The sequence below is a fragment of the Nocardia sp. NPDC050697 genome, from assembly GCF_040654395.1.
GTDB lineage: Bacteria > Actinomycetota > Actinomycetes > Mycobacteriales > Mycobacteriaceae > Nocardia.
Genome location: NZ_JBFAHY010000003.1, coordinates 442,103 through 463,906 on the forward strand (window position 1 = coordinate 442,103; position 21,804 = coordinate 463,906).

General features: G+C 68.7%; 24 protein-coding genes. All 24 read right to left on the bottom strand.

Features of this window, described 5'->3' with window-relative positions; all coding sequences use genetic code 11:
• Positions 1-30: 30 nt before the first annotated feature.
• A complete protein-coding gene (locus AB0H71_RS13665; RefSeq protein WP_357019398.1) occupies positions 31-1,737 on the bottom strand; it encodes a hypothetical protein in 1,707 nt (568 codons plus the stop codon).
• Positions 1,734-2,651 (bottom strand): hypothetical protein, encoded by a 918-nt coding sequence (locus AB0H71_RS13670; RefSeq protein ID WP_357019401.1) that lies wholly within the window; start codon positions 2,649-2,651, stop codon positions 1,734-1,736. Before AB0H71_RS13670 ends, AB0H71_RS13665 begins: the two co-directional genes overlap by 4 nt.
• Entirely contained in the window at positions 2,648-8,002 is a 5,355-nt protein-coding gene (locus AB0H71_RS13675; protein WP_357019404.1) for a transglycosylase SLT domain-containing protein, read from the bottom strand. Before AB0H71_RS13675 ends, AB0H71_RS13670 begins: the two co-directional genes overlap by 4 nt.
• A gap of 13 nt (positions 8,003-8,015) precedes the next feature.
• Positions 8,016-8,285, bottom strand: a complete 270-nt coding sequence (locus tag AB0H71_RS13680; RefSeq protein WP_357019406.1) for a hypothetical protein — start codon at positions 8,283-8,285, stop codon at positions 8,016-8,018.
• 152 nt (positions 8,286-8,437) lie between these two features.
• Complete coding sequence (locus tag AB0H71_RS13685) at positions 8,438-8,749, bottom strand: hypothetical protein (RefSeq protein ID WP_357019409.1); 312 nt, start codon at positions 8,747-8,749, stop codon at positions 8,438-8,440.
• An 85-nt stretch (positions 8,750-8,834) separates the two neighbouring features.
• The gene (locus AB0H71_RS13690; protein ID WP_357019412.1) at positions 8,835-9,731 is read right to left on the bottom strand and encodes an Ig-like domain-containing protein; all 897 of its coding nucleotides are present in this window, start codon (positions 9,729-9,731) and stop codon (positions 8,835-8,837) included.
• An 83-nt stretch (positions 9,732-9,814) separates the two neighbouring features.
• Complete coding sequence (locus AB0H71_RS13695) at positions 9,815-10,360, bottom strand: hypothetical protein (protein ID WP_357019415.1); 546 nt, start codon at positions 10,358-10,360, stop codon at positions 9,815-9,817.
• A complete protein-coding gene (locus AB0H71_RS13700; protein ID WP_357019418.1) occupies positions 10,357-10,686 on the bottom strand; it encodes a hypothetical protein in 330 nt (109 codons plus the stop codon). Before AB0H71_RS13700 ends, AB0H71_RS13695 begins: the two co-directional genes overlap by 4 nt.
• On the bottom strand, positions 10,686-11,024 hold the full coding sequence (locus AB0H71_RS13705; RefSeq protein ID WP_357019421.1) for a hypothetical protein: 339 nt from the start codon (positions 11,022-11,024) through the stop codon (positions 10,686-10,688). The genes AB0H71_RS13700 and AB0H71_RS13705 overlap by 1 nt, the downstream gene beginning before the upstream one ends.
• On the bottom strand, positions 11,008-11,391 hold the full coding sequence (locus tag AB0H71_RS13710) for a Gp19/Gp15/Gp42 family protein (RefSeq protein WP_357019424.1): 384 nt from the start codon (positions 11,389-11,391) through the stop codon (positions 11,008-11,010). Before AB0H71_RS13710 ends, AB0H71_RS13705 begins: the two co-directional genes overlap by 17 nt.
• Complete coding sequence (locus tag AB0H71_RS13715; RefSeq protein WP_357019426.1) at positions 11,391-11,720, bottom strand: hypothetical protein; 330 nt, start codon at positions 11,718-11,720, stop codon at positions 11,391-11,393. Before AB0H71_RS13715 ends, AB0H71_RS13710 begins: the two co-directional genes overlap by 1 nt.
• Positions 11,721-11,728: 8 nt before the next feature.
• Positions 11,729-12,796 (bottom strand): major capsid protein, encoded by a 1,068-nt coding sequence (locus AB0H71_RS13720; RefSeq protein ID WP_357019429.1) that lies wholly within the window; start codon positions 12,794-12,796, stop codon positions 11,729-11,731.
• A 3-nt stretch (positions 12,797-12,799) separates the two neighbouring features.
• Positions 12,800-13,219, bottom strand: coding sequence for a head decoration protein (locus AB0H71_RS13725; protein ID WP_357019432.1), 420 nt, complete (start codon positions 13,217-13,219; stop codon positions 12,800-12,802).
• Between the two features lie 9 nt (positions 13,220-13,228).
• Positions 13,229-13,870, bottom strand: coding sequence for a hypothetical protein (locus AB0H71_RS13730; protein WP_357019434.1), 642 nt, complete (start codon positions 13,868-13,870; stop codon positions 13,229-13,231).
• Complete coding sequence (locus tag AB0H71_RS13735) at positions 13,863-14,927, bottom strand: hypothetical protein (RefSeq protein ID WP_357019436.1); 1,065 nt, start codon at positions 14,925-14,927, stop codon at positions 13,863-13,865. The genes AB0H71_RS13730 and AB0H71_RS13735 overlap by 8 nt, the downstream gene beginning before the upstream one ends.
• Entirely contained in the window at positions 14,924-16,390 is a 1,467-nt protein-coding gene (locus AB0H71_RS13740) for a phage portal protein (RefSeq protein ID WP_357019439.1), read from the bottom strand. Before AB0H71_RS13740 ends, AB0H71_RS13735 begins: the two co-directional genes overlap by 4 nt.
• Before the next feature lie 17 nt (positions 16,391-16,407).
• Complete coding sequence (locus AB0H71_RS13745; RefSeq protein WP_357019441.1) at positions 16,408-18,018, bottom strand: terminase; 1,611 nt, start codon at positions 18,016-18,018, stop codon at positions 16,408-16,410.
• Positions 18,019-18,462, bottom strand: coding sequence for a hypothetical protein (locus tag AB0H71_RS13750; protein WP_357019444.1), 444 nt, complete (start codon positions 18,460-18,462; stop codon positions 18,019-18,021). It abuts the gene before it with no gap.
• A gap of 113 nt (positions 18,463-18,575) precedes the next feature.
• Entirely contained in the window at positions 18,576-18,902 is a 327-nt protein-coding gene (locus tag AB0H71_RS13755; protein WP_357019446.1) for an HNH endonuclease, read from the bottom strand.
• Entirely contained in the window at positions 18,902-19,324 is a 423-nt protein-coding gene (locus AB0H71_RS13760) for an AAA family ATPase (RefSeq protein ID WP_357019449.1), read from the bottom strand. The genes AB0H71_RS13755 and AB0H71_RS13760 overlap by 1 nt, the downstream gene beginning before the upstream one ends.
• Positions 19,325-19,543: 219 nt before the next feature.
• Positions 19,544-20,236: an HNH endonuclease gene (locus tag AB0H71_RS13765; protein ID WP_357019452.1), complete on the bottom strand. Its 693-nt coding sequence runs from the start codon at positions 20,234-20,236 to the stop codon at positions 19,544-19,546.
• 123 nt (positions 20,237-20,359) lie between these two features.
• Positions 20,360-20,728, bottom strand: a complete 369-nt coding sequence (locus AB0H71_RS13770; RefSeq protein ID WP_357019454.1) for a hypothetical protein — start codon at positions 20,726-20,728, stop codon at positions 20,360-20,362.
• A 26-nt stretch (positions 20,729-20,754) separates the two neighbouring features.
• Entirely contained in the window at positions 20,755-20,994 is a 240-nt protein-coding gene (locus AB0H71_RS13775) for a hypothetical protein (RefSeq protein ID WP_357019457.1), read from the bottom strand.
• A gap of 53 nt (positions 20,995-21,047) precedes the next feature.
• Positions 21,048-21,803, bottom strand: a complete 756-nt coding sequence (locus AB0H71_RS13780; protein ID WP_357019460.1) for a DUF4417 domain-containing protein — start codon at positions 21,801-21,803, stop codon at positions 21,048-21,050.
• Between the last annotated feature and the right edge of the window lies 1 nt (position 21,804).

The window sequence follows — 21,804 nt, forward strand, 5'->3', positions numbered from 1 at the left end:
CGCTCACCTCCAAATCGGAAAGAATGTGATCTAGGTCACCATGTGACAGCCGATATTGCTGATCACAGACAACGCGAAGGAGATCTGCCGGGCTTGCCGCTCGGCCACCGTCATCGCGGCGGTGGCCTGACCGATCTGCGCCTTGTACTCGTGCGGGTTTCCGCCTTCGTAGTCCCAGGCGAGGGTCACTTCCTCCACCTGGTCCACGCGAATCTTCGAGGTCGCCTGTTCGAAGGTGGAGCCGATCCGGTCCCCGGGCATGAACATCAGCCCAGGCAGGAACCGGCCGCCGGAGCCGAGCGACATCACGTGCGCCGACTGGCTCTTGGTCGCCAGGAACGCCCCGCGCAGGGCCACCACCGCGCCGAGGCTCCAGGCGTTGTTCTCGGCGCCCTGCCCGAACACCTCCCAGAGATGCACCCAGCCGAGCTGGTGCGCGCGGCCGTGGTTCTGCCACTGCAGCCACGCCAGGATGGTGCCGACCAGGAACGGCATGATCACGTCAGCGACGATCGACCCGAGCCCGGAGAACCCTCCGAGCAGGAAGTAGCCGATCAACGCACCGATGGACTCGATCGTCAGCCGGGCGAGCTGGTCCACGAGCGGGTTGTCGCCGCCGACGATCGCCCGCACCGCCGTCGCTGGACCCCACGTCCATTCCGAGGTCTCCACCGCCGAGTACTTCGAGTCCCGGATCACGATCCACGTCCGCGTCGGATCACCCGGCCCGAGATAGTTCGGGTCGTAGTAGCTGGCCGGCCAGGACTGCGGGTCTCCGGTGAAGGTCTGCACGTCCTCGACGAACCCGCTCGCGAAGCCCTGGATGGTCCGCGCGAATCCGCCAGCCAGGCCGCCCCCGGTGGCAGTGCCGTCCGGGGAGTAGTAGCCGGAGGTGTCCACCACCTCCAGCACGAGCGCGCCGTTGGCGACCTCGGGCACGCCCGGCACGTCGGAGGTCTCGCCATCCACGGTGAGGATGCGCCGGTACCGCATGGTCAGCTGCGCGTCGTCGAGGGCGTTCTCGATGATCTGGTCCATCCGGTTCATGCGGGTGGCGATCAGCGTCCACATCGACGAGTCGTCGAGGTCGATCGGCTTAGCCTTGATCAGCACCTGCCAGCTCGACCAGTCGAACAGGCCGCCCCAGCTCCCCGCGGCGAACGGGTCGTCGGGCAGGGTCCAGAGGTTGCCTTCGAGCCGGATCAGGTTCAGCAGGATCATCATCGAGATGGCCCACTTGGCCGGCCCGAACAAGGGCAGGACCCGGGGGAACTGGAAGATGGGGATCGGCAGCAACGGATTCGGGGCGCCGAGCATGAACTGCAGGTACTGTAGGTCATCGACGAACGTGATGTCGAGGTACCAGAGCCCGGCCTTCTTGACGGCCTTGAAGTACTTCAGGATTCCCGACCAGCGGACCTTGCCGCCGTAGTGGTCGACGGTGATGACGACGTTCTTCTTGGCCTCAGGGTCGTCGGGGATCGAGATCAGCCACCGAGACAGGTAGTGGTCCATCCGCAACCGGAGCGTGCCGGTGGTGCCGAACTGGTTCCGGCGCCACGGGAACTCGCCGGAGATTGAGTCCTTCACGGCGCCCATGAGGACGAGCCCGGGGGAGCCGTCCTCCTTGTTCGTCCAGAGCCGGGGCAGCGGGCGGGCGCGGCGCATCGCATCGAGCTGGTCCTGGCGGGCGAGGGCGCCCGCGCAGATCTCGTCGTGGCTGAGCAGCGCCGTCATAGCGAGACCCCGAACGGCCTGGAGAACCAGCGGTCACACTCGATCGTCGCAGTCACGCCGGGTACCGCATTGGTCACCGACACGGTGGTCTCGAACGGTTCGGTGTGCGGCGCCACGGGGTAGATGGCTTCCGCGCCGTTGGACCGCATCCACGGCCCCATCCCGCCGTCGTGGGTGAGCATGAATGCCTTGTCGCCGTTGGTGTTGATCATCAGGTCCTCGCCCGCCAGCAGCTGCACCACCGGGAAGTCCTTGTCGGCGTCGGCGCCGGGCGGCCGCTGGAAGTCGACCTCCTGCCCGAGGGACGGGTCCGGGATAGTCCACTTCGCGGGGGCGTTGAGCGACCACCGCGGGTGGATCACCACATCCCCCGGATTGCCAGGGTGCTCGAATGCCGAGGTGGAACCCGAAGTGCCGGAGGTGAGAGTCCACGAGGCGGTGACCGGGTCGCCGTACCAGTGCGGCATCTCCGCGGCCGCCGACACCCACAGCGTCGAGACACCGAACAGGTGCGGGTCCTTACCCTCCCAGTCGCCGGTCTCGTACGCCTTCGGGTCCTCCAGCAGGCGCATCTTCAGCCGCCGTACCTCGCCGCGGGTGGTCTCGGCCTCCAGCTCGAACTGCTGGTCGTACATGCCCAGGTCCATCCGTACCTGCGAGTGGATCTCCGCCTCGTCCTCGGCGCTGTCGCCGGAGATGACCAGCCCGAACAGCGGATCACGGCGCTTGAAGCTGAACCCCTGGTACTTCTGCAGCTCGCCGCCGGACTTGATCCAGTAGGTCGTGGCCGGGGAGTCGTAGAACTGCTTCGGCTTCGGCATCAGCTCCGGGCCGTCGGCACCCTGGCCGGGCCCGGAGATGACCCACCGCCGCCCAGAGACACCGATGAGGGTGAGGCGGAGGAAATCGCTCACCTCGGTGCCGCCGCCATCAGGCCGACCGTCTTCACGTGCTGCCTCCGCTCGGCGAGGTCGGCCAGGTCATCGACGCTGGCGACGCGGGCGTTGATGGTGGTCGACAGATCCGGGCCGTTCGCCACCGCCGCGGCGGGTGCCGCGGCGAACCGGTCCATCGAGAAGCGGTCCGATGCCCACGCGGAGGCGTTGATCGACTCCAACAGCGGCAGCGCCGAATCGAACGTCTCGGTCTGGTGCGGGCTGAGGGTGCGCTCCGGGCGGATGATGTTCTTGGCGATCAGTCCCACCCCGCTGGCGACGCCGCCCTGGTCGTACCAGTGCGGGTTCTGCGCCTGCCAGAAGCTCCACGCCTCCTCCGGGGTGCCGTAGCGCTGCTGGATGTAGGCCTGCCCGTACACGCCCTGCAGGTAGGGGTCGGAGGTCTTCGACCCGCCCACCGTCGCCCACGTCTGGTCCAGGAACTGGAACAGCCCATACGCCGTCGAGCTCGGGTTCTGCGCGTCCGGGTTCCAACTGGACTCGTGCATCACGAGCTGATCCAGGGCATGCCACTGCGAGCCGGTATCCCAGCCCGCGGGGGCGACCGCCGCCTTCACCGCGTCCTGAGGGACCCCGCTCGACGGCGGGGCCACCAGCTCCCCGGTCAGCGGGTCGATGGCCGGCGCCGCGGGGGTCGTGGTGGTGACCGTCGAGGGCAGGTTCTTCGGCTGGTAGGCATACCCGCCCGGCTGCTCGAGCTGGCCGTTCTTCTTGCCGTAGAAGTCCACCGTGGTCGACAGCGCCCGGTTGTAGATGTTGCTCGAAGACAGGATCGAGTTCTCCAGCCCGAGTCCGGACAGGATTCCCTCGGCCAGGATCCCGCCCGCCTTCGAGAAGATGCCCTGTAGCGACAGGTCCGTCGAGTCGCTCTTCTTCGATGCGGACTCCAGGGAGTTCTGCGCCTGCTGGTACTTCAGGTCCGCAGCGAGGCGGTCCTGGTCGGTGGCGGCCGGGTCGGCGTAGACCTTGTTCCGCTCGGAGTTCGCGGCGTCCACCGCGGCCTCGCCCTGCAGGCGCTGCAGCTCGGTGTCGGTCCGGCGGCCGGGAAGGTCGGCTTGCGGGTTGAGCACCGACTGGGTGGTGACCGACGGAGCGCCGGGAATGGCCGGGGTGGTGGTCGAGCCCGGGACGGGAGCGGCGGACGACGGGATCGAAGGTGCCGTAGCCATCGCCCAGTGGACGTGGTTGCGGTGCTCGGCCATCGTGGACGCGCCGTAGGTGCTCATCCCGTCGCCGACGCTGGCGCCGTTCTTGATGTTGCCGGAGAACGGGGAGTGGATCAGCTCTAGCGACTGCGGGAAGTTCGCGGCGATGTAGGCCGCCAGCCCCCGCATCTCCGGGGTGGAGTCCGAGCCGTTGGAGAAGTCGGCGGCGTTGCCGGTGGAGTGGTAGCCGTCGTCGGTGAACCTGAGCCCGGAGGTGAGCTGCATGCCGGGGAACTTCGCGGCCACGACGGCGCTCATGCCCTCGACCACCGACCCGTAGGTGGGGCCCTGCCCGATCCGGCCGCCGGTCTCGTAGCCGGGCAACTTCGGGAAGATACCGGCGTTGATCGCGGCCAGCTCCGGGGCGTACCGATCCGAGCTGCGGCGGTTGACGATCCACTCCCCGCCATCCAGCCACGAGATCGGAGTGCCCGACTCGCGGGCGAGGCCGAGGAATCCGTCCGTGCGCTCGGTACCCGGTCCGGTCGTCGGCAGCCGCCCGCCGGTCGCGTTGCCGGGGGTCATGTCGATGACCGCGGTGCCGGTGATCTTCTTGCCGGCGAACTTGGCGATCTGGACGTTCAGGGTCAGGGTCTTCGGGTCGGCGAGGAACTTGTCGAGCTCGGCGCGGGCGGGGTTGGTGTTCGCGGCGATCGTGGTCGAGACCGGGTTCCCGGCGACGGCCTGGACGTCCACGCCCCACTTCGCCAGTGCCGCCCGTGCCTGATCATCGAGCAGCTTCGTCTCGACGTTGATCGGCTTGCCGTCGTTGGCCTTGATCAGCAGGGCGATGGCGTGGAGCTTCTGCTCGGTGGTGTCGGCGTTCTGCAGCTCGACCAGCGGGGTGATGAACTCCGGCAGCAGGCCGATCGAGGCAGCGAGCCCTTCGATCTGCTTGACCTCGAGGCCGGTGGCCCCCTCCAGCACCTTGAACTGCTGGGCGTTCTGCGCGAGCCGTGCGTTCAGGTCCCCGCCCGCCACGCCGACCTCGAGGGTCTTCTCCTTGATGGCGATGAGCGTGTTGAGCAGCTTGTCACCGTTGGCGGTGGTGGTGTTGACCGTCCCGTCCTCGGAGATGAGCTGGTTTCCGAAGCCCTGCGACCTGTCGAAGCTCGCAGCGAGGTCGGCGGTGGCGCGGACTTGCTCGTTGTAGGCAGCGAGAGCCTTCTGCGCATCCACCGGCTTCCCGGACAGTGCGTCCAGGGCGTCGCGCATGGCGTTGAGCCGCTCGGCGCCGGTCTTCGACGAGTCGGAGAGCACCTTGATCGACTCGTAGAGCTTGGAGAACCCGGGCGTGGTGCTCTTGGCCGCGTTCTGGCTGTCCAGGAACGCCTGTCGCAGTTGCGTGATCTCGCCCACGGCCTCCCGGCCGCCGTTGCGGGTCTGCTCCAGCCGGGTCACGATCGCCCGGAAGTCGTCATCGGAGCCGTAGACCTGCTTCGACATCTCCTCCGCCGAGAGCCCGATCTCCTTGAACGAGTCGCGCACGGCGGCGCCCTTGGCCGCGATCTCCTCCTGCTGATGCACCGCGTCGGTGCCGGCCTGCGCGACGCCGGAGAACCAGCCCTTGATGTCGGCGAACCCGCCGGTGAACACCGAGAACGCCCCCGGCGCGGTGGCGGCCAGGCGATCGTTGTCCTGGATCACGTTGGTGATCTGGTCCGACAGTTTGGCCATGGTGGGCTCGCTGACCGCACCCGCGGTGCCCTGCAGCGCGTTCGCCACCTCTCGCTGCGAGATCGCCAGCGAGCGCGAGGAGGACGCGAGGATGTCCTGCTGGTCGGCGGCCTTTCGGACCTCGCGGGAGATTGCGATCGCTCCGATGGTCGCCGCGGCCAAGGCGATGCCCCACGGCCCGCCGAGCACCGAAGAGACGCCAGACGCCGCCGTACGCATGCCGTGCGCAGCCGCGGCCGCTGTGCCCGCCATACGCCCGAACCGGTCCGCACCAGCGGCGGCGTTGAGGTAGGCCGTCTGCATTCCGTTGATGGCGGGCGAGTAGGTGCCGGCCTGCTGGATGGCGGACCCGAAGCGGCCGAGGTTGGTGGCGCCCACGCCTGCGACCTGCGCCACCCCGCCGGAGGCTGTGGCTATGTTCCGGAGCGCGGTGACCGAGCTCGAGGCGTGCCCCTGCATCGTGGTCAGGGCGCCCGAGGTGGTGCCGATCCCGTTGCGGATCCCGCCGAGCAGCGGGCCGATCGCCCGGAAGCCGAGGAACGCGGCGACCGCCACGGTGACCGCGGAGGTCAGCTCGGGCTGCGCCGCGGCAAGGGAGGTGACGGCATTGATCAGCGGGGAGGTCACCGCGGAGACCGCCTGGAACCCATCCCAGATCGCGTTGAGAATCTCAGGGAGGTCCTGGAGGATCGGCTTGAACCGCTCGGCGCCGGCGCGGGCCTCGTCGAAGAACTTGCGCAGGATGTCCTGGCCCTCGGTGGAGCGCAGGAACTCTCGCCACCTTTCGGTGAGCTGGTCGATGCTCTGCAGGGTTGGGCCACCCGCGGCGGCGGCCGAGAAGATCGAGCCGATGCTGGCACCGACGTTGCCCGCGATCGAACCCAGCTCCCGGGTGGCGGTGATGCCGTCGAGCATCGTCTGCCGCAGCGTCCCGTCGGCGGCGCCCTGCTGGATTCGCTCGTTGAACCGGCCGAGCGCGCCCGCCATCCCCTGTCCGAACATGGGCACGAACGAGCTGCCGACAGTGATGAGCTTGGTGAGCGAATCGGTGAGCGGGCCAGCACCTTCCGCGGCATTGGCGAAGCCGAGTGAGGTATTGGTGAGCGAAGTCCTGAAATCGATCTTGTTGACGTCGGAGGACAGCGATCGCAGCGAGTCCCGGAGGCCGCCGTTGATGGCGGTGTTGATCCCGACGAAGCCGTCCCGCAGGTTCGTGAGCTGGACGTCGGCCAGGCGAGTGATCGCCGGCCCCATCTCCGTCGACAGCGCCTCTTGAGACGCCTTTCGGGCATCGGTCCACGCCGGGCCGAGCGCACGGACATCCTCGACCGCGCGGCGAGCGGACGGTGACAGCTTCGCGAGGGCGGCTTCGAGCTCGTCCTGCTTCCCGCCGCCGGAGGCCTTGATCTCCGACTCGTTGAGAGCGTCGATGGCCTGCTGCTGGGCGTGGATGGCGTCGGTGACCTGGTTCCGAGCGGCTTCGACCTCCCGGGAGCCCTCGACACCGCGAGCATTGGCCTCGGCGGTGTCCTCGGCGAGATCCTGGGTCTGCACCTGCTGCTGGCGCATCCGCGAGACGGCCTGGTCGTAGGAGAGCTGTGCCCGCTTACGGGTCGTCGAGTCCGCGGTGGGGTCGAACGAGACCTCGGTCAGCCGCTGCGCTGCCTCCTCGACACTGAGCGAGGCGTCGCGGGCGGCGAGCTGCTGATCCTCGAGGTCGAGGTTCATGTCCCGGATCGAGCGCGAGGTCTGCTTGTAGACGTCGGCCAGGTTCTGCTGGCTCGCCCGCACCTCCCGGCTCGACTTCGACACCTGGTACTGCTTGTCCGCGAGATCGGACGCGCGGCTGCCCTGATCTGCCGCCGCGGCACCGGCCTCCTTGGTGGCGGCCGTCATCGCCTTGAAGGCTCCGCCGATCCCGCTCGCGCCGGTAGCGATTGCGCCACCTCCGGCGAGCGCGCCGAACCCCAGGGCCGGGATCAGCGAGACTGCCTTGCCTGCCTGCGCCGCCGCTGCGGTGATGGCGGCGATATCGGCCAGGACCGCGCCGGTGCCGAGCACGCCGGAGATCGCGAAGGTGACCGTGGCCGCCCGCCGGAGCTGGGTGGACAGCCGCCGCACCTGCCCGACCGCCGCACCTCCACCGCCGATGGTGGCAGTGAAGGTCAGCGGGGAGTTCGCCTCGTTCCGCAGGGCCGCCAGCCTCGCTCGTGCTGGGAGGGTGTTGGCGTTGACGGTGAAGCTCTGGTTCTCCCGGGCGGCTCGCTGCAGGTTCTCGATCTCGGCCGCAGCGACAGCGGTGTCGGCGCCGATGCTGACGTCGGCCGAGAGCTGGATCGCCTTCAGCTCGTTCTCGGCCTGCGTCTTGAACCCTGTGAAGTTGGGCTTGATCCTGATACCAGCGGTGCCGGCGTCGTACTGCGGCATCAGCCCTCCTTCCCTACGGCTCGATCTGCGGCGTGAGGTGGACGTGCTCCGGGGTGAAGATGGCGATGACCTTGTTCATCCCGGCCTGCCGCTTGGCGCGGCTCAGGTGGTCGGTCGCGGTGAGCGGGCGGGGGATGCTCGCCTTCGGGTCGTGAGTGGCCTTCTTGAGCGCGATGTCCACCGCATCGGCGAGCAGGTGCATCTCCGCGGTCCAGCCGAACAACTGGGGGTTCTTCGCCTTCGGCATCCCCTTGCGCAGCTCGGCGAGCTTCGGGTCGAGCATCAGGGCCGAGTTGTAGGCCGTCCCCGGGATACGAGAGAGCTTGCGCGCGAAGCGGAAGAATTGAGGCCAGGGCCGCTCGCGGCGAATCCAGTCGAGGGCGTCGCAGTGCAGGCGGTCCTGGAAGTCCCACTCGAGGTCATCCCAGTGGTCCTCTACGAGGTCGAGGACTCCCCCGATTTTCCCTCGACATCGTTGATCCCCCTGCCGAAGAAGTGCTTCCACACCTCGTTCGCGAAGGCCGTGTACTCCTGCTCGGGCCGGTCGCCGAAGAGCTCGGCGATGTCGTCGTACCGATCACCGAAGAGCGCCCGCTCCATGTCGGCCTCATTGGTTGCGGCGCGGAAGGCAACCATCTGCTTCCGCGTCGGCGGGGGAATCTTGATCTTCGAGGTCAGGACGTAAGGCTCCGGGACGTCCACTTCCTGCTGGAGCTCGTAGAACCGGCCGATCGGTCGTGCTGCCATGCTGTTGCCTCCCCGGCATCAGTCCCCGGCGAGGGTTGGGGCCGCCCGCGCCTGCCGGGGAGGGGCGCGGACGGCGATCGAGGGGTTAGGAGACCGTCACCGCGCAGGTGTCCGTGCCCGCGCCCGAGAGCGCGGCGGTGATGGTCGAGGTGCCCGCCGCGACACCGGTCACGAGGCCGCCGGTGGAGACGGTCGCCTTCGAGGTGGCCGACGAGGTGTAGGTGGCGTCCGCGGTACGGTCCACCCCGTTGTTGTCGATCACGACCAGCTGCAGCAGCTCGTTCACGCCCAGCGCCGCGGCGGAGGGGTGGACCACGATCGAGGTCGCCGGGGCGAGGAAGCCCGCGTCGGCGGCCAGCGGCTTCCAGCCCGCGCCCGCCATGGTGATCCGGGTGGCGTAGCCGAGGGTGCGGTGCTTGAGCAGCTGCAGCGTCACCGGGTACATCGCGACGCCGTCGTCGTTGTAGGTGATATCGCCCGACTTCGACAGGGTCGCGCGGCCGGAGTCGACGATGGTGTAGATCTCGCCGTCCAGCTCGCCGTCGTAGCCGATCATCACCAGCGAGTACTCGAGGTTGAACGCGCTCTCGGCGATGACGAGGTGGGTCTCTCCGCTGGCCGCGTTCGCGGTGACGTTGGTGAAGTCCTGCCCCCAGTACAGGCCGAGGGTGGCCGCCGACGTCTCCTGCATCGTGAGGTCGATGGTGGTGTCGCGGTTCTTGCGGATGATGCGGGTCGGGCCCTGCTCGCCGTAGGTCTCCACCGGCGTGCTGTTGATCGCCGTCGCCAGCTTGGTGCCGGCCTTCTTGTCCAGGTTGCCCACCGGGACGTAGGTGTTCGGCAGCGCCAGCAGGGTGCCGGACGAGTCGGTGAAGTCGGTCGGGATGGCGGTGCCCTTCGGCGCCAGGCACACGGCCCAGTCCAGGGCGCCGATCTCCAGGTCGGGGTTGCCCTTCCGGAAGTCGGTAGCGAAGTCGGCCATGATGATTTCTCCTCAATCGGGTTCGCCCGGGTAGGCGGAAGTGCCGCGCGCCCGGGGCGGACTCGCGGTCAAGAATCAGGGGGTTAGGCGAGGAGCTCGCGGATCTTCCGCTCGCGGACCTTCTCGTAGTCCGGCAGCCCCTTCGGAGGGCGGCACACGACGCGGAAGGTGAGCGGGACCAGCCGCTTGTCGGGGTTCAGCTCTGGCAGCTGCTGCGGTCCGACGAGCTCCTCGATGCAGTCGACCAGCGTCTTCGATCCATCGGCGCGGACGACCGTTCCTCCATGGCGGTAGGACAACAGCCACTGGCGGCAGTACTCCATGACCTGCCAGGACTCTTCGCGAGTGTCCGCGATGGCGGCCACCTGGACGGCGGCCGGATCGCGGAGGACGCCGGTGTCAGCGGCGCCGCCACCGCGGTACACGCGCAAGAGCGGGAGCCGATCCTTGTAGTCATCCGGCAACCACGTCACCGCCAGGGGGCGGCGCGGCTCAGGCCCGTCCATGACGATGTCGCCGTCCTGGTCCCGGATCTCCACCTCGTCGAGGATCGGCTGCAGGGCGTCCATGACGACAAGCTCGCGGTCCGGGAATCCGCCCTGGAACCAGTCGCCGAGGACGAGGCTCACAGGGTGGCCATCATCTGCAGGGCGGCGTTGAGGTCGTTCGCCGGCGGGAGTGCGTTGTCCGGGTTGGTTCGCCCAGTGCCGTACTCATGGCTGAGCCCGTACGGGACGCCCGGCCCGCCGACGGACATGACTGCCACCCAGCGGTCACCCTCGATCCCGGTCGACACCCGCGCTGACCGTGCAAGTGCCCGCGTCCGCTTGGCCACGATCTCTCGGTAGACGGCCTGGTAGAGCTCGCCCACCTCGAAGACCAGGGCCCGGCACTCGCGGCTGAGGAGCCACTCGGTGATGAACGGGTTGGGGGATGGGACGTTGACGTTGTCCACTACGACACCCCTCTCAATCGCACTACCAGGCCTGGCTCCCAGGCGGTGAACGGGCTGTGTGGCGTCCACGGGAGACCGTCGACCAGGTAGGTGACGCCGTGGACCCGGACCTTGTCGCCGTGGCGGATGTCGGATCCGGGCGGGCACAGCAGCTCGATGACAGTGACCGCGGACTGGCGGCTGTCGACGGCGGTGGCGAGGTCGCCGTTGTTGTCCGCGCTCGACTTCTGGGCGATCGCGCAGTTGTGGACCTCGAACGACGCCGTTGTCACCCGGTCGCCCACACGGTCGCGTTCGCCGGACCGGATGACCGTGACGGTCTCACCGGCCGAAAACATCCACCCTCCAGGGGGATGTGGGAATGCTGCCGAGCCGACGCCGACGTCCGCTGCCGCGCAGGGCTTCGAGCTCGGCCTCGGGGAAGAACAGCATCCCGGAGGCGGTGTCCTTGGATCGGGACACGCTGTACACCGACGCCGTCTCTTGCGTCACCCCTGACGGGTTGCGGTACACGCGGAGCACGGCGTCGGCGATCATCGCCTTCGCGCGGCCAAGGCGAGCTTCGTCGTCGGCGTCGGCCAGGGAGGGGACGAGCGAGACGAGCAGGCTCTCGGCGTCGTCGATCTTCGCGTCGAGCCAGGCGTTGCGCGAGTCGGGAATGACTCCCTCGTAGCGCGCCCGCACATCGCCCCGGTCGGCGAACATCAGACCGGGACTCCGGCCTTCTCGCACGCGGCGATGATGTCCTCGCGCTTCCAGTCCTCCTGGACCTCCACGCCCTTCGCGGCCAGCAGCGGGGTGGCATAGTCGGCCCAGCGCTGACGGGAAGCGCCGGCGCCGCCCTGCGGGGGCGGGCCGTCACCGGAGTCCGACACCACGGCGGGGGTCGGCTCCGGCGCCTTCTCGCCCTCGCCCCAGGCGAGCGGGTTCTTGATCTGCTTCGCTGCCCACTCCGGGACGTCGTCGCCGGGCAGGAAGGTGTGCCGTTCGCCGTCGCGCTGGAGGTGGACGGCGAATTCTCCGCGGAGCTTCATCGCGACTCCTAGGCGACGGTGGCGATGAGGATCTTGCGGGTGTCCGCCAGGATCGGCAGGGCGACCGCGTCCACGTAGGCGTGCTTGCGGAACGGCGGGTTGTCCTCCCGAACCAGGACGCCGACGACACCGGGCGCCGTCTGGACCTGAACGTTCTTGCTGTTCAGCTCGTAGGCGGTGGTCGGGGTGCCCCAGGCGGTGAATCCGAGCGTCGAGGTATCGGCGGGCAGGAACAGCAGCTTGTTGCTGGCGATCACCCGCGTGGTGGAGCCGTCGACGTCGAAGTTCGAGTTGTAGATCGAGCCACCGGGGGTGCCGGGCGGGTCCGGGACGACGAACCCGGGCAGGCCGAAGCCGCTGAGGAAGTTGTTGATCTCGGTGATCGACAGCCAGGTCACGCCCATCTGCTCGCCCTTGATGGCGTTGATGAGCTGCTCGTTCTGCATCAGGTGCCGCACGACCTCCAGGGAGGTCTTGAACTGCCCCGGCGGCACGCCGTTGGGGCCGCCCCACACGTCCAGCCAGGTCAGCAGGTCGGTCAGTGGCGTCGAATTGGCGTGGTCGGACCACAGGGTGGCGGGAGTGACCTTCTGCCCGGCGGGGATGCCGAAGTCGAGGGTCTGCTGGACGCCGTTCTCGTTGATGGTCAGGATGCCGTCGCTGAGGACGTCGCCCCAGGCGAGCTCGATGCGGTTGAAGGCGTACTTGGTGAGGTTCTCCAGGTCGTTGTACACCGCAGCCTGGATGCGGGCGATGTTCGTGCCCGCGGTAGCGGCGTGCTCGATCTGGCGGCGCTCCCACTCGCCTTCCTCCAGGAAGCCGCCGAGGGGCAGCATCTTGGTGCGCTTGGCGTCGTAGCTGTCGCGCGACACCGGAGCGAAGGCGCCGTCCCAGTTGCGGAACTTGAGGACGCGGTTGGTCGTCTTCAGCGTCGAGAAGTCGACGTAGTCGGTGTCGAAGTCCCGCCGCGGGAACATCTGCGTGAGCAGGTTGTTCGAGGGGATCGGCTGGTCCTGGGTGAACGACAGGACATCCGCCGCACCGATCGGGGCGGTCTGGTCGAGGAACAGGGACATGGATTACGCCTCCCACCGGATCAGCGGCAAGTCGGCCTTGCCGTTGGTGTCGATCGAGCCCGCGCCGGACTGGAGCGGCAGCTTCGCCACCGACACGTCGCCGCGGACGAGCTGGCCCGAGCCGACCTTGGAGGCGGTGGTGCCGTTCTCGCGGATCGCGCGCACGTCGGCGAAGAGGATGCCCGTGGCGGTCTCACGGCCGTCGGAGGCCGCGTTGTCGTAGGGGCCGTAGAGCCCCGTCGCGGTCACCTTGCCCAGCACCGTCCCGTTCGGGATGTAGCCGTTCGGGTAGTGGGTGCCCGCCGTGAACTTCGCGATGTCCAGGGTGACGTTCGGGGTGTAGTTGATGCCCTCACGGGACAGATGCCAACGACGGTCGCTCACCTGGTACGAGACCGTCTGCATCGAGATGTCGGTCGACATTCGTTGCTCCTAGGTAGTGGGGGGTGTCTGGCCTCGCCGCCGCGCTGCCTCCGCGCGTCCGGCAGCTCCCGGCAGGCCCGCCGGGGTCGGGGTACTGTGCTGACCCCAGTTGACGTGCTGCGGCAGCCCGGAGCCGAAGCCCTGCTGACGCTCTGACCGCTGCCCGTACAGCGCCGTGAGGTGACCGATCAGGATCTCCTCGTCGACCAGGCCGTCCTCACCGGCGAACTTCGAGATGTCGGCGATTGCCATGAACGCCTTCAGCTCTTCGCTGTCGTCGAGGAAGCGGCCTGCGACCGCTTCGGTCTTCGCGCTGTTGAACCTGCCCTGCCACTCCTGGGTGACTTCGGCCCTGGCCGCCTGCTCCGCCTGCGCCTTCACCTCGGCGAGCGCGCGCTCCTGATCGGTCATGCGCTCGGTCCGAAGCTGGTCGAGTTCCGATGCCATCTGCGTGACTTGTTCGGGAGTGAACTGACCGTATGCCTTGGCGGCGCTTTCGTGCTGGCGGGCGTAGTGCTTCCAGTAGTTGAGCTGCTCGTCGGTTGACATCTCTGCGATCGGCTTGCCCTGCGGGAATCCGCTGGGCGGATCCACAGGAGCCGGGTCGGTCGGCAGGGTGTCGACGACGGGATCGGCGGGCTGGTCAGACATCGGGGCTCCCCTGACGGGATGAGACGCGTCCCTGGCGGGACTGGGTGGTTGCTCCCCGTGGCGGGGCATCCGCGGGTGCGGAAGTCTTCTTGGCTCGCTTGGCCGGCTTCTTCACGGTCACGAGCTGGGGACCGAGTTCGTCGTGCTCGACGATCTGGTACCTGGTCCGTTTCAAGGCGACGCTGCCCGTGCCTCCCGCCTCTCTGTAGAGGCGGTCGAGGTCATCGGAGTTCAGCTGCCGACCGGGGTCGTAGTCCTCGAAGATCGGCAGGACCGTGCACTTGCAGCGGCCATGGATGGCCTTGAGCTCACCGACCCTGTACCGCTGGTCGGCGGCCACGATGCACAGGCCGCACACCTCACCGGGCAGTTCGGGGTGGATGATGCGCCGGTATCCAATGATCGGCCGGTCCAGGTCGATGGCGTCTGCGGCGAGCATGGCTTGGTGCTCGACCATGGCCTGCACGCGCTGGAGATTGCCGTCGACGATCGTCTCGATGCGGTTCTCTGCGCTCGCCTCGGCCTGCTCCGGAGTGGCGCCGCGCGAGCGCGAAAATCGGTAGGCCTCTGCGGCCCTGGTCATCACCCGGTCTGTGCGGGCGGTCTCCGGGTCGACCTTGCGTCGAGTCGCGGACTCGTCCTCGCCGGCGCGGCGGGCGTACTCCACGACCGAGATGCCGCGCGGCTCGATGGTGCCGTCCGGGCGAGACAGGCGAACGTCGTCAGGCACTCGCGGCGTCACCGTGATCGGCACGCCGGAGAGCCGCAGGAACTGCGTCTGCGCTGCAGCCGTCTGCGTAGCGACCGCCCGCTGGGCCAGAATCAGCCTGGCGCCAGACTCCTCGGCGAACCTGGCGACCGCCCGGTCGTTGTAGGGGTCGAGCCGTTTCCAGAGCGCCACGATCGCCGCGACAGCGGCCACCGAGACCGCGGTCGTGGACGCCGCTGCGGCGCGTGCAGTCTCACCAAGGGCTTCGGTCGGACGCGGGGCCGCCGCTGCGGCGTACAGGGCGCCTGCAGCGACCAAGGCTTCCGAGTACGTCATCGGCGCGGTCACGGCACCGCGCCCTGGTCAGGTTCCGCTTGCGCTGCAGGGGGCGCCTGTGGCGCGTTCGCGGTGGCGAGGATTCGCTCGGCGGTGAGTTCGGTGATGTTCGCCTCGGCCTCGGTCGGGGTCATGCCCCAGATCTCGGTCAGCTGGCGCCGCATCGACAGCACGCCCTTGGTCTGGGCGGTGGCCGAACCGCGCTCGGCGAGGCTGTTGTTCTCCAGCGGCCCCCACTGCAGCTTCATCTTCGCCCCCCGGTCGGGCTGGCCGGCGAAGGCGAAGGCGATGCGGAACAGCAGTTTCAGCTTCGGGTCGAACCGGGAGCGGCGGTCCTTGATCTTGTGGTTCAGGCCCTCCCGCATGAGGCTCGCGCCTTCCGCGGTCTGGTTCGCGGCGTCCGGGGTGATGAGGTGCAGCGGCGTGGAGGTGAGCGCCGCGAACTCCTTCACGTCGTCGCGCTTGGCGTTGATGATCGGGCCCAGGTCCGCCTGCGAGGACTCCCAGAACGAGACGTCCTTCGGCACCCGCCACAGCGAGCCCGGGTCGGCGGAGAAGATCTGCTTGAGCTCGTCCTCGGTCATCGGCTCGGCGTCCGGGTCGTCGTTGTCGCCTTCGAGGTCGCCGATGACGCCGCGCTGACGGAAGCTCTGGTACCAGGTGACGACGATCCGCTGCAGCGTGGTGTCGTTGATCCGATCGAGCAAGTCGAGGTGCGGTTCGTATTCGCCGAGTCCGTTCGCGTTGTCCAGGCGGACGCCGGGGATGCCGCCGAGGTGGTCGATCCCGACGATCTTCTCGGGCTCCCCATCCCACTCCCAGCGCAACGAGTCCACCGGCTGCCCGGTGAGCGACCGCTTCGCCCGCTGCAGGGAGCCGGGCAGGAACAGCACCGCGGTCTCGACCTCGAGCATCGGGTCGCAGGTGCGCACCAGCAGCGCCCGCAGCACGTGCGGGTTGTTCGGGTCGACGTCGCCGATCGCGTTGCGCGGGTCCAGTGCGACGATCATCGGTTTGGCGGCGCTGCCCTTCTTCGGCGGCACCACCATCCCGTACGCCTCCGACATGGTGAAGACGTAGGCGAAGAGGTCCTGGACGGTGGTCGAGAGGTTCGAGACCTCGGCGACCTCGGCCGCCAGGTCGTCCCCTCCGGCGTCGTTGTCGATCGCGGTGGAGACGCCGGTGAGGGCCATCCGGTTCAGCATCGCGTTCACGGTCATCGGCGCGTAGTTCGAGCGCGCCTTCCGCATTACTACCCGGAAGACCTCCGAGTACTCGGAGGCGACCTGCGGCAGCGGCGCTCGCCCGACGTAGTAGGCCCAGAGCCGCTCCAGGCGCTCCTTGCGGGTGTCGAGGGCGGACGGTTCCTGGTCGAGCCCGAGCGGGTGCCACTGCATCGGGCCGCGGGCGTCGAAGCCCTGCATGAGCTTCTCGAACCACCACGCCGGCGAGCCCTTGACGTCGCTACCGTCCACTTGCTCGGCTCACCGCCTCACCTGATCCGAGCAGCCCGACGGCCGCGCTTCTTCTGGGGTTCGCCGATCACGTCCATCCGCGCCTGCCACGACAGCACCGCGGCCATCGCCGCATCGAACTTCCGTGACGGGTGCAGCTTCGCGAGGATCCACAACCGCTCCCCTCGCTCATCGAGCAGATTCAGCAGCCGCCGACCCGCGTTGCCGATGTGCCGGGTCAGGTCCGGGTCGCCGTTGTGCGACACCCGGCCGGTCTGGATCGCCTCCACGTAGGCGCCGATCGCCGAGACCATCGGCCGGTGCCGGGCGGTCCACCACTCCTGCACCTTGTCCGGGTACTTCACCGACCACTCGCCGACCGTGTTGTTCCAGTGCGGGGGGTCGCAGTACATGCGCACCACCCGGAAGCGGCGCATCAGCTCCTCGAGCTTCGCCGACACCTCGTCCTCGGGGACTTCCCAGTCCTCCTCGGCGTCCTCCGGGCGCTCCCACAGGCCAGCGAGCTCCTGCAGGCCGGTGTCGACATCGGTCACGACGAACGCTGTCGCGTCCCGCATTCGGGCGCCGTCGAAGCCGATCGTCACCCGCGACCGCGGCGGGATGCGCTCGCCCATCAGCTCGAGGGCGTTCCACCGCCGGAGGTCGAAGGCCTGCGCGGCCATCTGCGTCCAGCGGTTGCACCACACCCGCTCGAGGTAGGTCTTGTCCGCCTTCGGCCGATCCCAGTGGCCGGCGATGCCTTCCAGGTCCGACCACTCCGCCACGTCAGGGCCAGAGGCCTCCCGGATCGCCTCGACCCGATCCTCGAAGCGGTCCATGTCGTAGCCGTCGGCTGCCTGCCGGTGCAGGAAGAAGAACGACGGCCGCTCCACCTGCTCGCGCTCGATCGCCTCGGCCTCGAAGAACTCGTCCTCGGCCACCGAGTCCTGCCCCGGCTGGCCCGCGGTCGTGAACGACGCCATCCATGGGTCTTCCAGTGGCCGTTTCGGCAGGTTCGCGATCATCGTCTCCACCGCCGCCTTGTGATTCGGCAGGTAGAGACGGTGAGTCTCATCCAGGATCTGACAGGTCGTACGGGCGCCGTCCCGGGCATTCGGCGAACCCGCCAGGGGTACCGCCTTGCCGTCGGCGCCGTCCGGGCCGACCCGCAGGATGCGGTCCAGGCCGATGTCGAAGCACTCCGGATCCCCGTACTCGCAGATCACCATCAGCGCGCCGTAGGCGAGCTCGGCCACCTGCTCTTGCGTGTTCGCCAGCATCGGGATGTACGGATCCGCCACCGGCCTGCCGAGACGGCAGGTGCCGTCGGTCTCGAAGCCGTTGAACCGCACCGGCGCATCCGGATGGAGCTCGGCGAACGCGATCCACGCCGCCAGCTCCGTCTTCGCCGAACCCTTCCGCACCGACAGCCCGCACCGGTTGAACCGGCGCTTACCCGCCCGGTGATGCCCCTGCGGATACACCTCATAGGCGCGGTACAGCCAGAACCGCTGGTCGGAGTTCAGCTTCGCCGGCTGACCCTTGAGACTGCCGGGCCCGAACACCGCCCGCTCCTCGATGAACTCCGCAACCTGATCCCCGAGCGTGGGGAACGGCTCGTCATCCAGAGCCGGGACGATCCGAAGCACCTAGGCTCCGCGCATCGCCTGCCGCGGATCCGGCACCGCCGAAGGCTTCCGACCGGACCGCCGCTGCGTCGTCCGCTCCGCGGCGGTCTCCCCGCGCTCGATCTCCCACTGGAGCGAACGCCTCGCCATCGGCGTGAGACCGCACTCCCGCAGCAGATGCCGCGCCTCCGTCGCGCTCGTCACCCGCGACGCCGGCGACGTGGACTCGTCCCACACCTGCTGCATCAGCCGGGCAGCCAGGAACAGCGTGTGGCGATCAGACTCCGTCCACTCCGGCGCCATCGGCGACGACCAGCAGTCCATCCACCAGTCCAGCACCGCCTCGTGCCATTCGAGATGCTCGGGCAGCTCGGGGATTTGAGGGTGGTCCGCGGCCCGCAGCGTCGCCCGGGTCGAGGTCTTGTTGCGGCGGGCCCTCAGTGAGGCCGGCTTCGAGGCAGCCATGGCGGTCCTCCTCGTCGGTGGAGCGATGACCCCCTAGGTCGTACGGGGGTATATGTGCAGGCCGTTCCGATGCCACGTGGACCCCGGGGAGGGGGGTGGCGCCCCCTGGGGGTCTACCGGCGGGCCTTGTCCTGGTTGGTCTTGGTCCGGTGGCAGTGGGGGGCGACCCGGTCGTGTACCGCGGCCAGGTTGCTCTCCAGGTGTGAGCCGCCCTTGTGGACCGGAGTGCGGTGGTCGACGGTGTCGGCTCCTGGCCGGCCGCAGAGGTGGCAGGTCCAGTTGTCGCGCTCGAGCACCCGCTCGCGTAGGGCGGCCCATCCTCGGGGGGCTTTCCAGCCGGAGGGCGTGGCCCATGCCTCGGTGTGCTCGTCGCAGTAGCGGGTGTGCCGGATGAGGGTGGTGCAGCCCGGGGATGGGCACCGGCGTGGCGCCTTGGGCATCAGCCGGCCTGACGTCGTGCGGCTTCGGCGCGACCGCTGGTTCCGGGTGTGCGGTACCAGCGGTCGGCTGCCTGCTGCGTGTCGGGGCTGCGGTGGCCGGCGATGCGCTCGCGGACCACTGCTTCGCCTGGGTCGATGGTCACTACCTGTGCGCCCTGTGCCCGGTAGGTGTCGAGCTGGGTGGGGTCGGGTGCGGTGTGGATGACCCAGGTCGCGGTGCGCGTGGTGGCCGCGGCCTGGATGGCTGCGGTGCGGGCTGCCTGCGCCACTGCCGCTATGGCTCGGGGGTGGTTGTGGGAGTCCGGAGAGCCGAGGGCTACAGCGAGGGCGTCGAGGTCGATGACGATGTCACCGGGCTGGGCGTTGGCCTTGACATAGGTGGTCTTGCCGGCGGCGGGTGGGCCTGTGACCACGGTGAGCATCAGTGGCCTTGGCCAGGCGGCCGGCCGACGGCTTCCTGGTGGTACAGATTGCACAGGCCTTCGGGGTCGGTGACGTAGCGCCTGAGGTGCTTCACGCAGCGTTCGAAATCACCTGGTGTGCCCCACCTCAGCTTGATTGCGCCCTCTCCATGGACCCAATATTCCCGAAGCTTGCCAGCCGGGTTCACATCCCGCGCCATGTAGCCACCTCCGCGAAGCTCAGAAGGATGTCGCCCTGCGGTTCTGACGCTTGCGCCATTCGACCAGGAGACTGGCACCCTTCGAGTAGTTGCATGTTCCGCACGCGCCTGCCATGTTGCCCTCGGCATGAGCGCCGCCACGGGAGAGCGGAACGATGTGATCGAGGGTCAGTGGGCCCGGCCCTGCGCAGTACGCACAGCGATCGCGCTGACGCCGCTGCAACCTGACCCATCGGCAGTGAGTGATGCCTGGCCCCGCCGCCTCACTGGCTCGCCTGCGACCCCGGTGATTGCTGACGATGGTGCGCCGAGCCGGGTTGGTCCTGTTCCACTCCGTCGCACGTGCGATCTGAGTCTCACGGTTCCGTTCGTACCAGTTCATCGACGTGCACTGCCGGGAGCATCGGACGGCATCGGAGCGCTTCGCTTGGAATGTCCGTCCGCACTCGACACAGGTCTTCTCGTACCGCACCGGCTCGTGCTCGTACCGACGCTTGTTGCGGCATTGAACCGAACAGGTGCGGCTGTCCGACCGTGCAGGGGTGAACTCTGCGCCGCAGATGAGGCAGGGTCGCGGCGTGTGGTCAGCCCGTTTGTTGTGGCGCTCATTCATCGCACCCGCGGCGCACTTGCGCTTGCAGTAGATCTTCCGGGGGTGCGAGGTGATGAACGCTGCGCCGCAGTGGGCGCAAGAGCAGGTACGCTCGGGCATTGTCAGCTCCTCTACAGCTGGCCATGCCCCGGGGTAGTTACCGCTACCGCCGGGGTCTCTTGCGCCTCCAGTTTACCGTCGGCTATCGACAGTTGCTGTTGCGCTACAGGCGATCCCGCCGAATCAGGCGGTCGGTTCCTGCGGGGCCGGCCAGTTCTCGTGGTCGTCCACGGCGGGTTCCGCGGGCTCGGCCGGGGCCGGATCGACGGGGGTCGGCTCGGGCTGCGGCTCGGGCACCGGGGCGTCCGGGAAGATGTCGTCCAGCGCCTGCGCGGCGTCGGAGACCCGCTGAAGCGCGGCCTGGTCCTCGTGGTCGAGCTTGCCCGCGTTGGCGAGCTGGGTGCGGAGTTCCTCCACCGCGCCCACGATCTCGCCCTTCGCCTTGTCGAGCTGGTCGCTAACGCTGGCCAGCTGGTTCGCTACTTCACCCATTTCGGTCTCCAATCGGGGTATTGCTTTGATGGCGTTCATGAGGTCGGTGAGCCACGACATCGGGGGTCACCTCACTTCCAGGGGGGTCACTTGCGGGGCCTGCGGCCGTCGCGGCGGCGGTAGTTGAGCGGGTCCAGCGTCAGGTTGTGGCGGGCGGTGCCGCCGAGGATGATCGCCGCCCGGTGATCCCTGTCGGTCAGGGTCTTCTGGTCGGCCTCCTGGCGGACGTGCGCGCCCTCCGTGCGGGCGAGTTCCTTGATCACCTCGTGGAACTCGGCGAGGCTCACGTGGCTCCCCAGCTCCTCGCGCAGGTCTGCGAGGCTCACCGACCTCATTCCCGGCTCCCGGATCCGGTCGTAGGCGTCCTCGATCCGCTCGGTCAGAGATCCAGGGGAACTGGACTTGGTGGCTGTCCCGCCGGAAGCTCCTCGGCCGCCCATGCTTTGCTCCTTGCCTGGCGGGTCTGCCAAAACGTCGGGTACTCGCGCACCCGGGGAAGGTCGAGGTTCTCGCACTCGGCGGGTAGCCGCCCGTAGACCAGCAGCAGGCTCGGGGCGGCGCGGTCCAGGAGCTCGGCCAGGCCGGCGCGGAACAGCGGCCGGGCTTCGGGGTCTCGCATGCCGACCGTCCCGACCGCGAGTGTCGCGCCGGCGGGGAGGCCGTCGAAGCAGAAGTCGAACGTCTCCCGATCGCCCCACGACACGGTGGGGATGACCTTGAGGCCGCAGTGCTGCCAGAACGCCCCCACCCAGCGGGAGCGGTACACCTGCCACACCTGAGCCGCGAGGGGCATGTTCCGCCAGAGACTGAAGTCGGGGGTGAGCGCGGCACCGACTTCAGCGACCCGGGTGGCCGCGGCTTCCGGGGAGGTCCAGGTGCGCTCGAAGCGGTAGTCGTCGAGGAAGAAGTGCAGCGCCCCGTACCCGGCGGCTTCGACGCGGGCGGCGGGGTCGTGCCAGGCGGCGAGGGTCTCGGGCTCGAACCCGCACGGGGCGAGAGTGGGGATGCCCCAGCGGGAGTCGGTGGGCCAGACGAAGCGCAGGTTCAGGGAGTCCATGCGGCCGGGCTTGGACTGCCAGCGGTGAGAGGACCGGGTACCGAGGAGCTTGAAGACGGCGGGCTCGGTAGCGGTCATG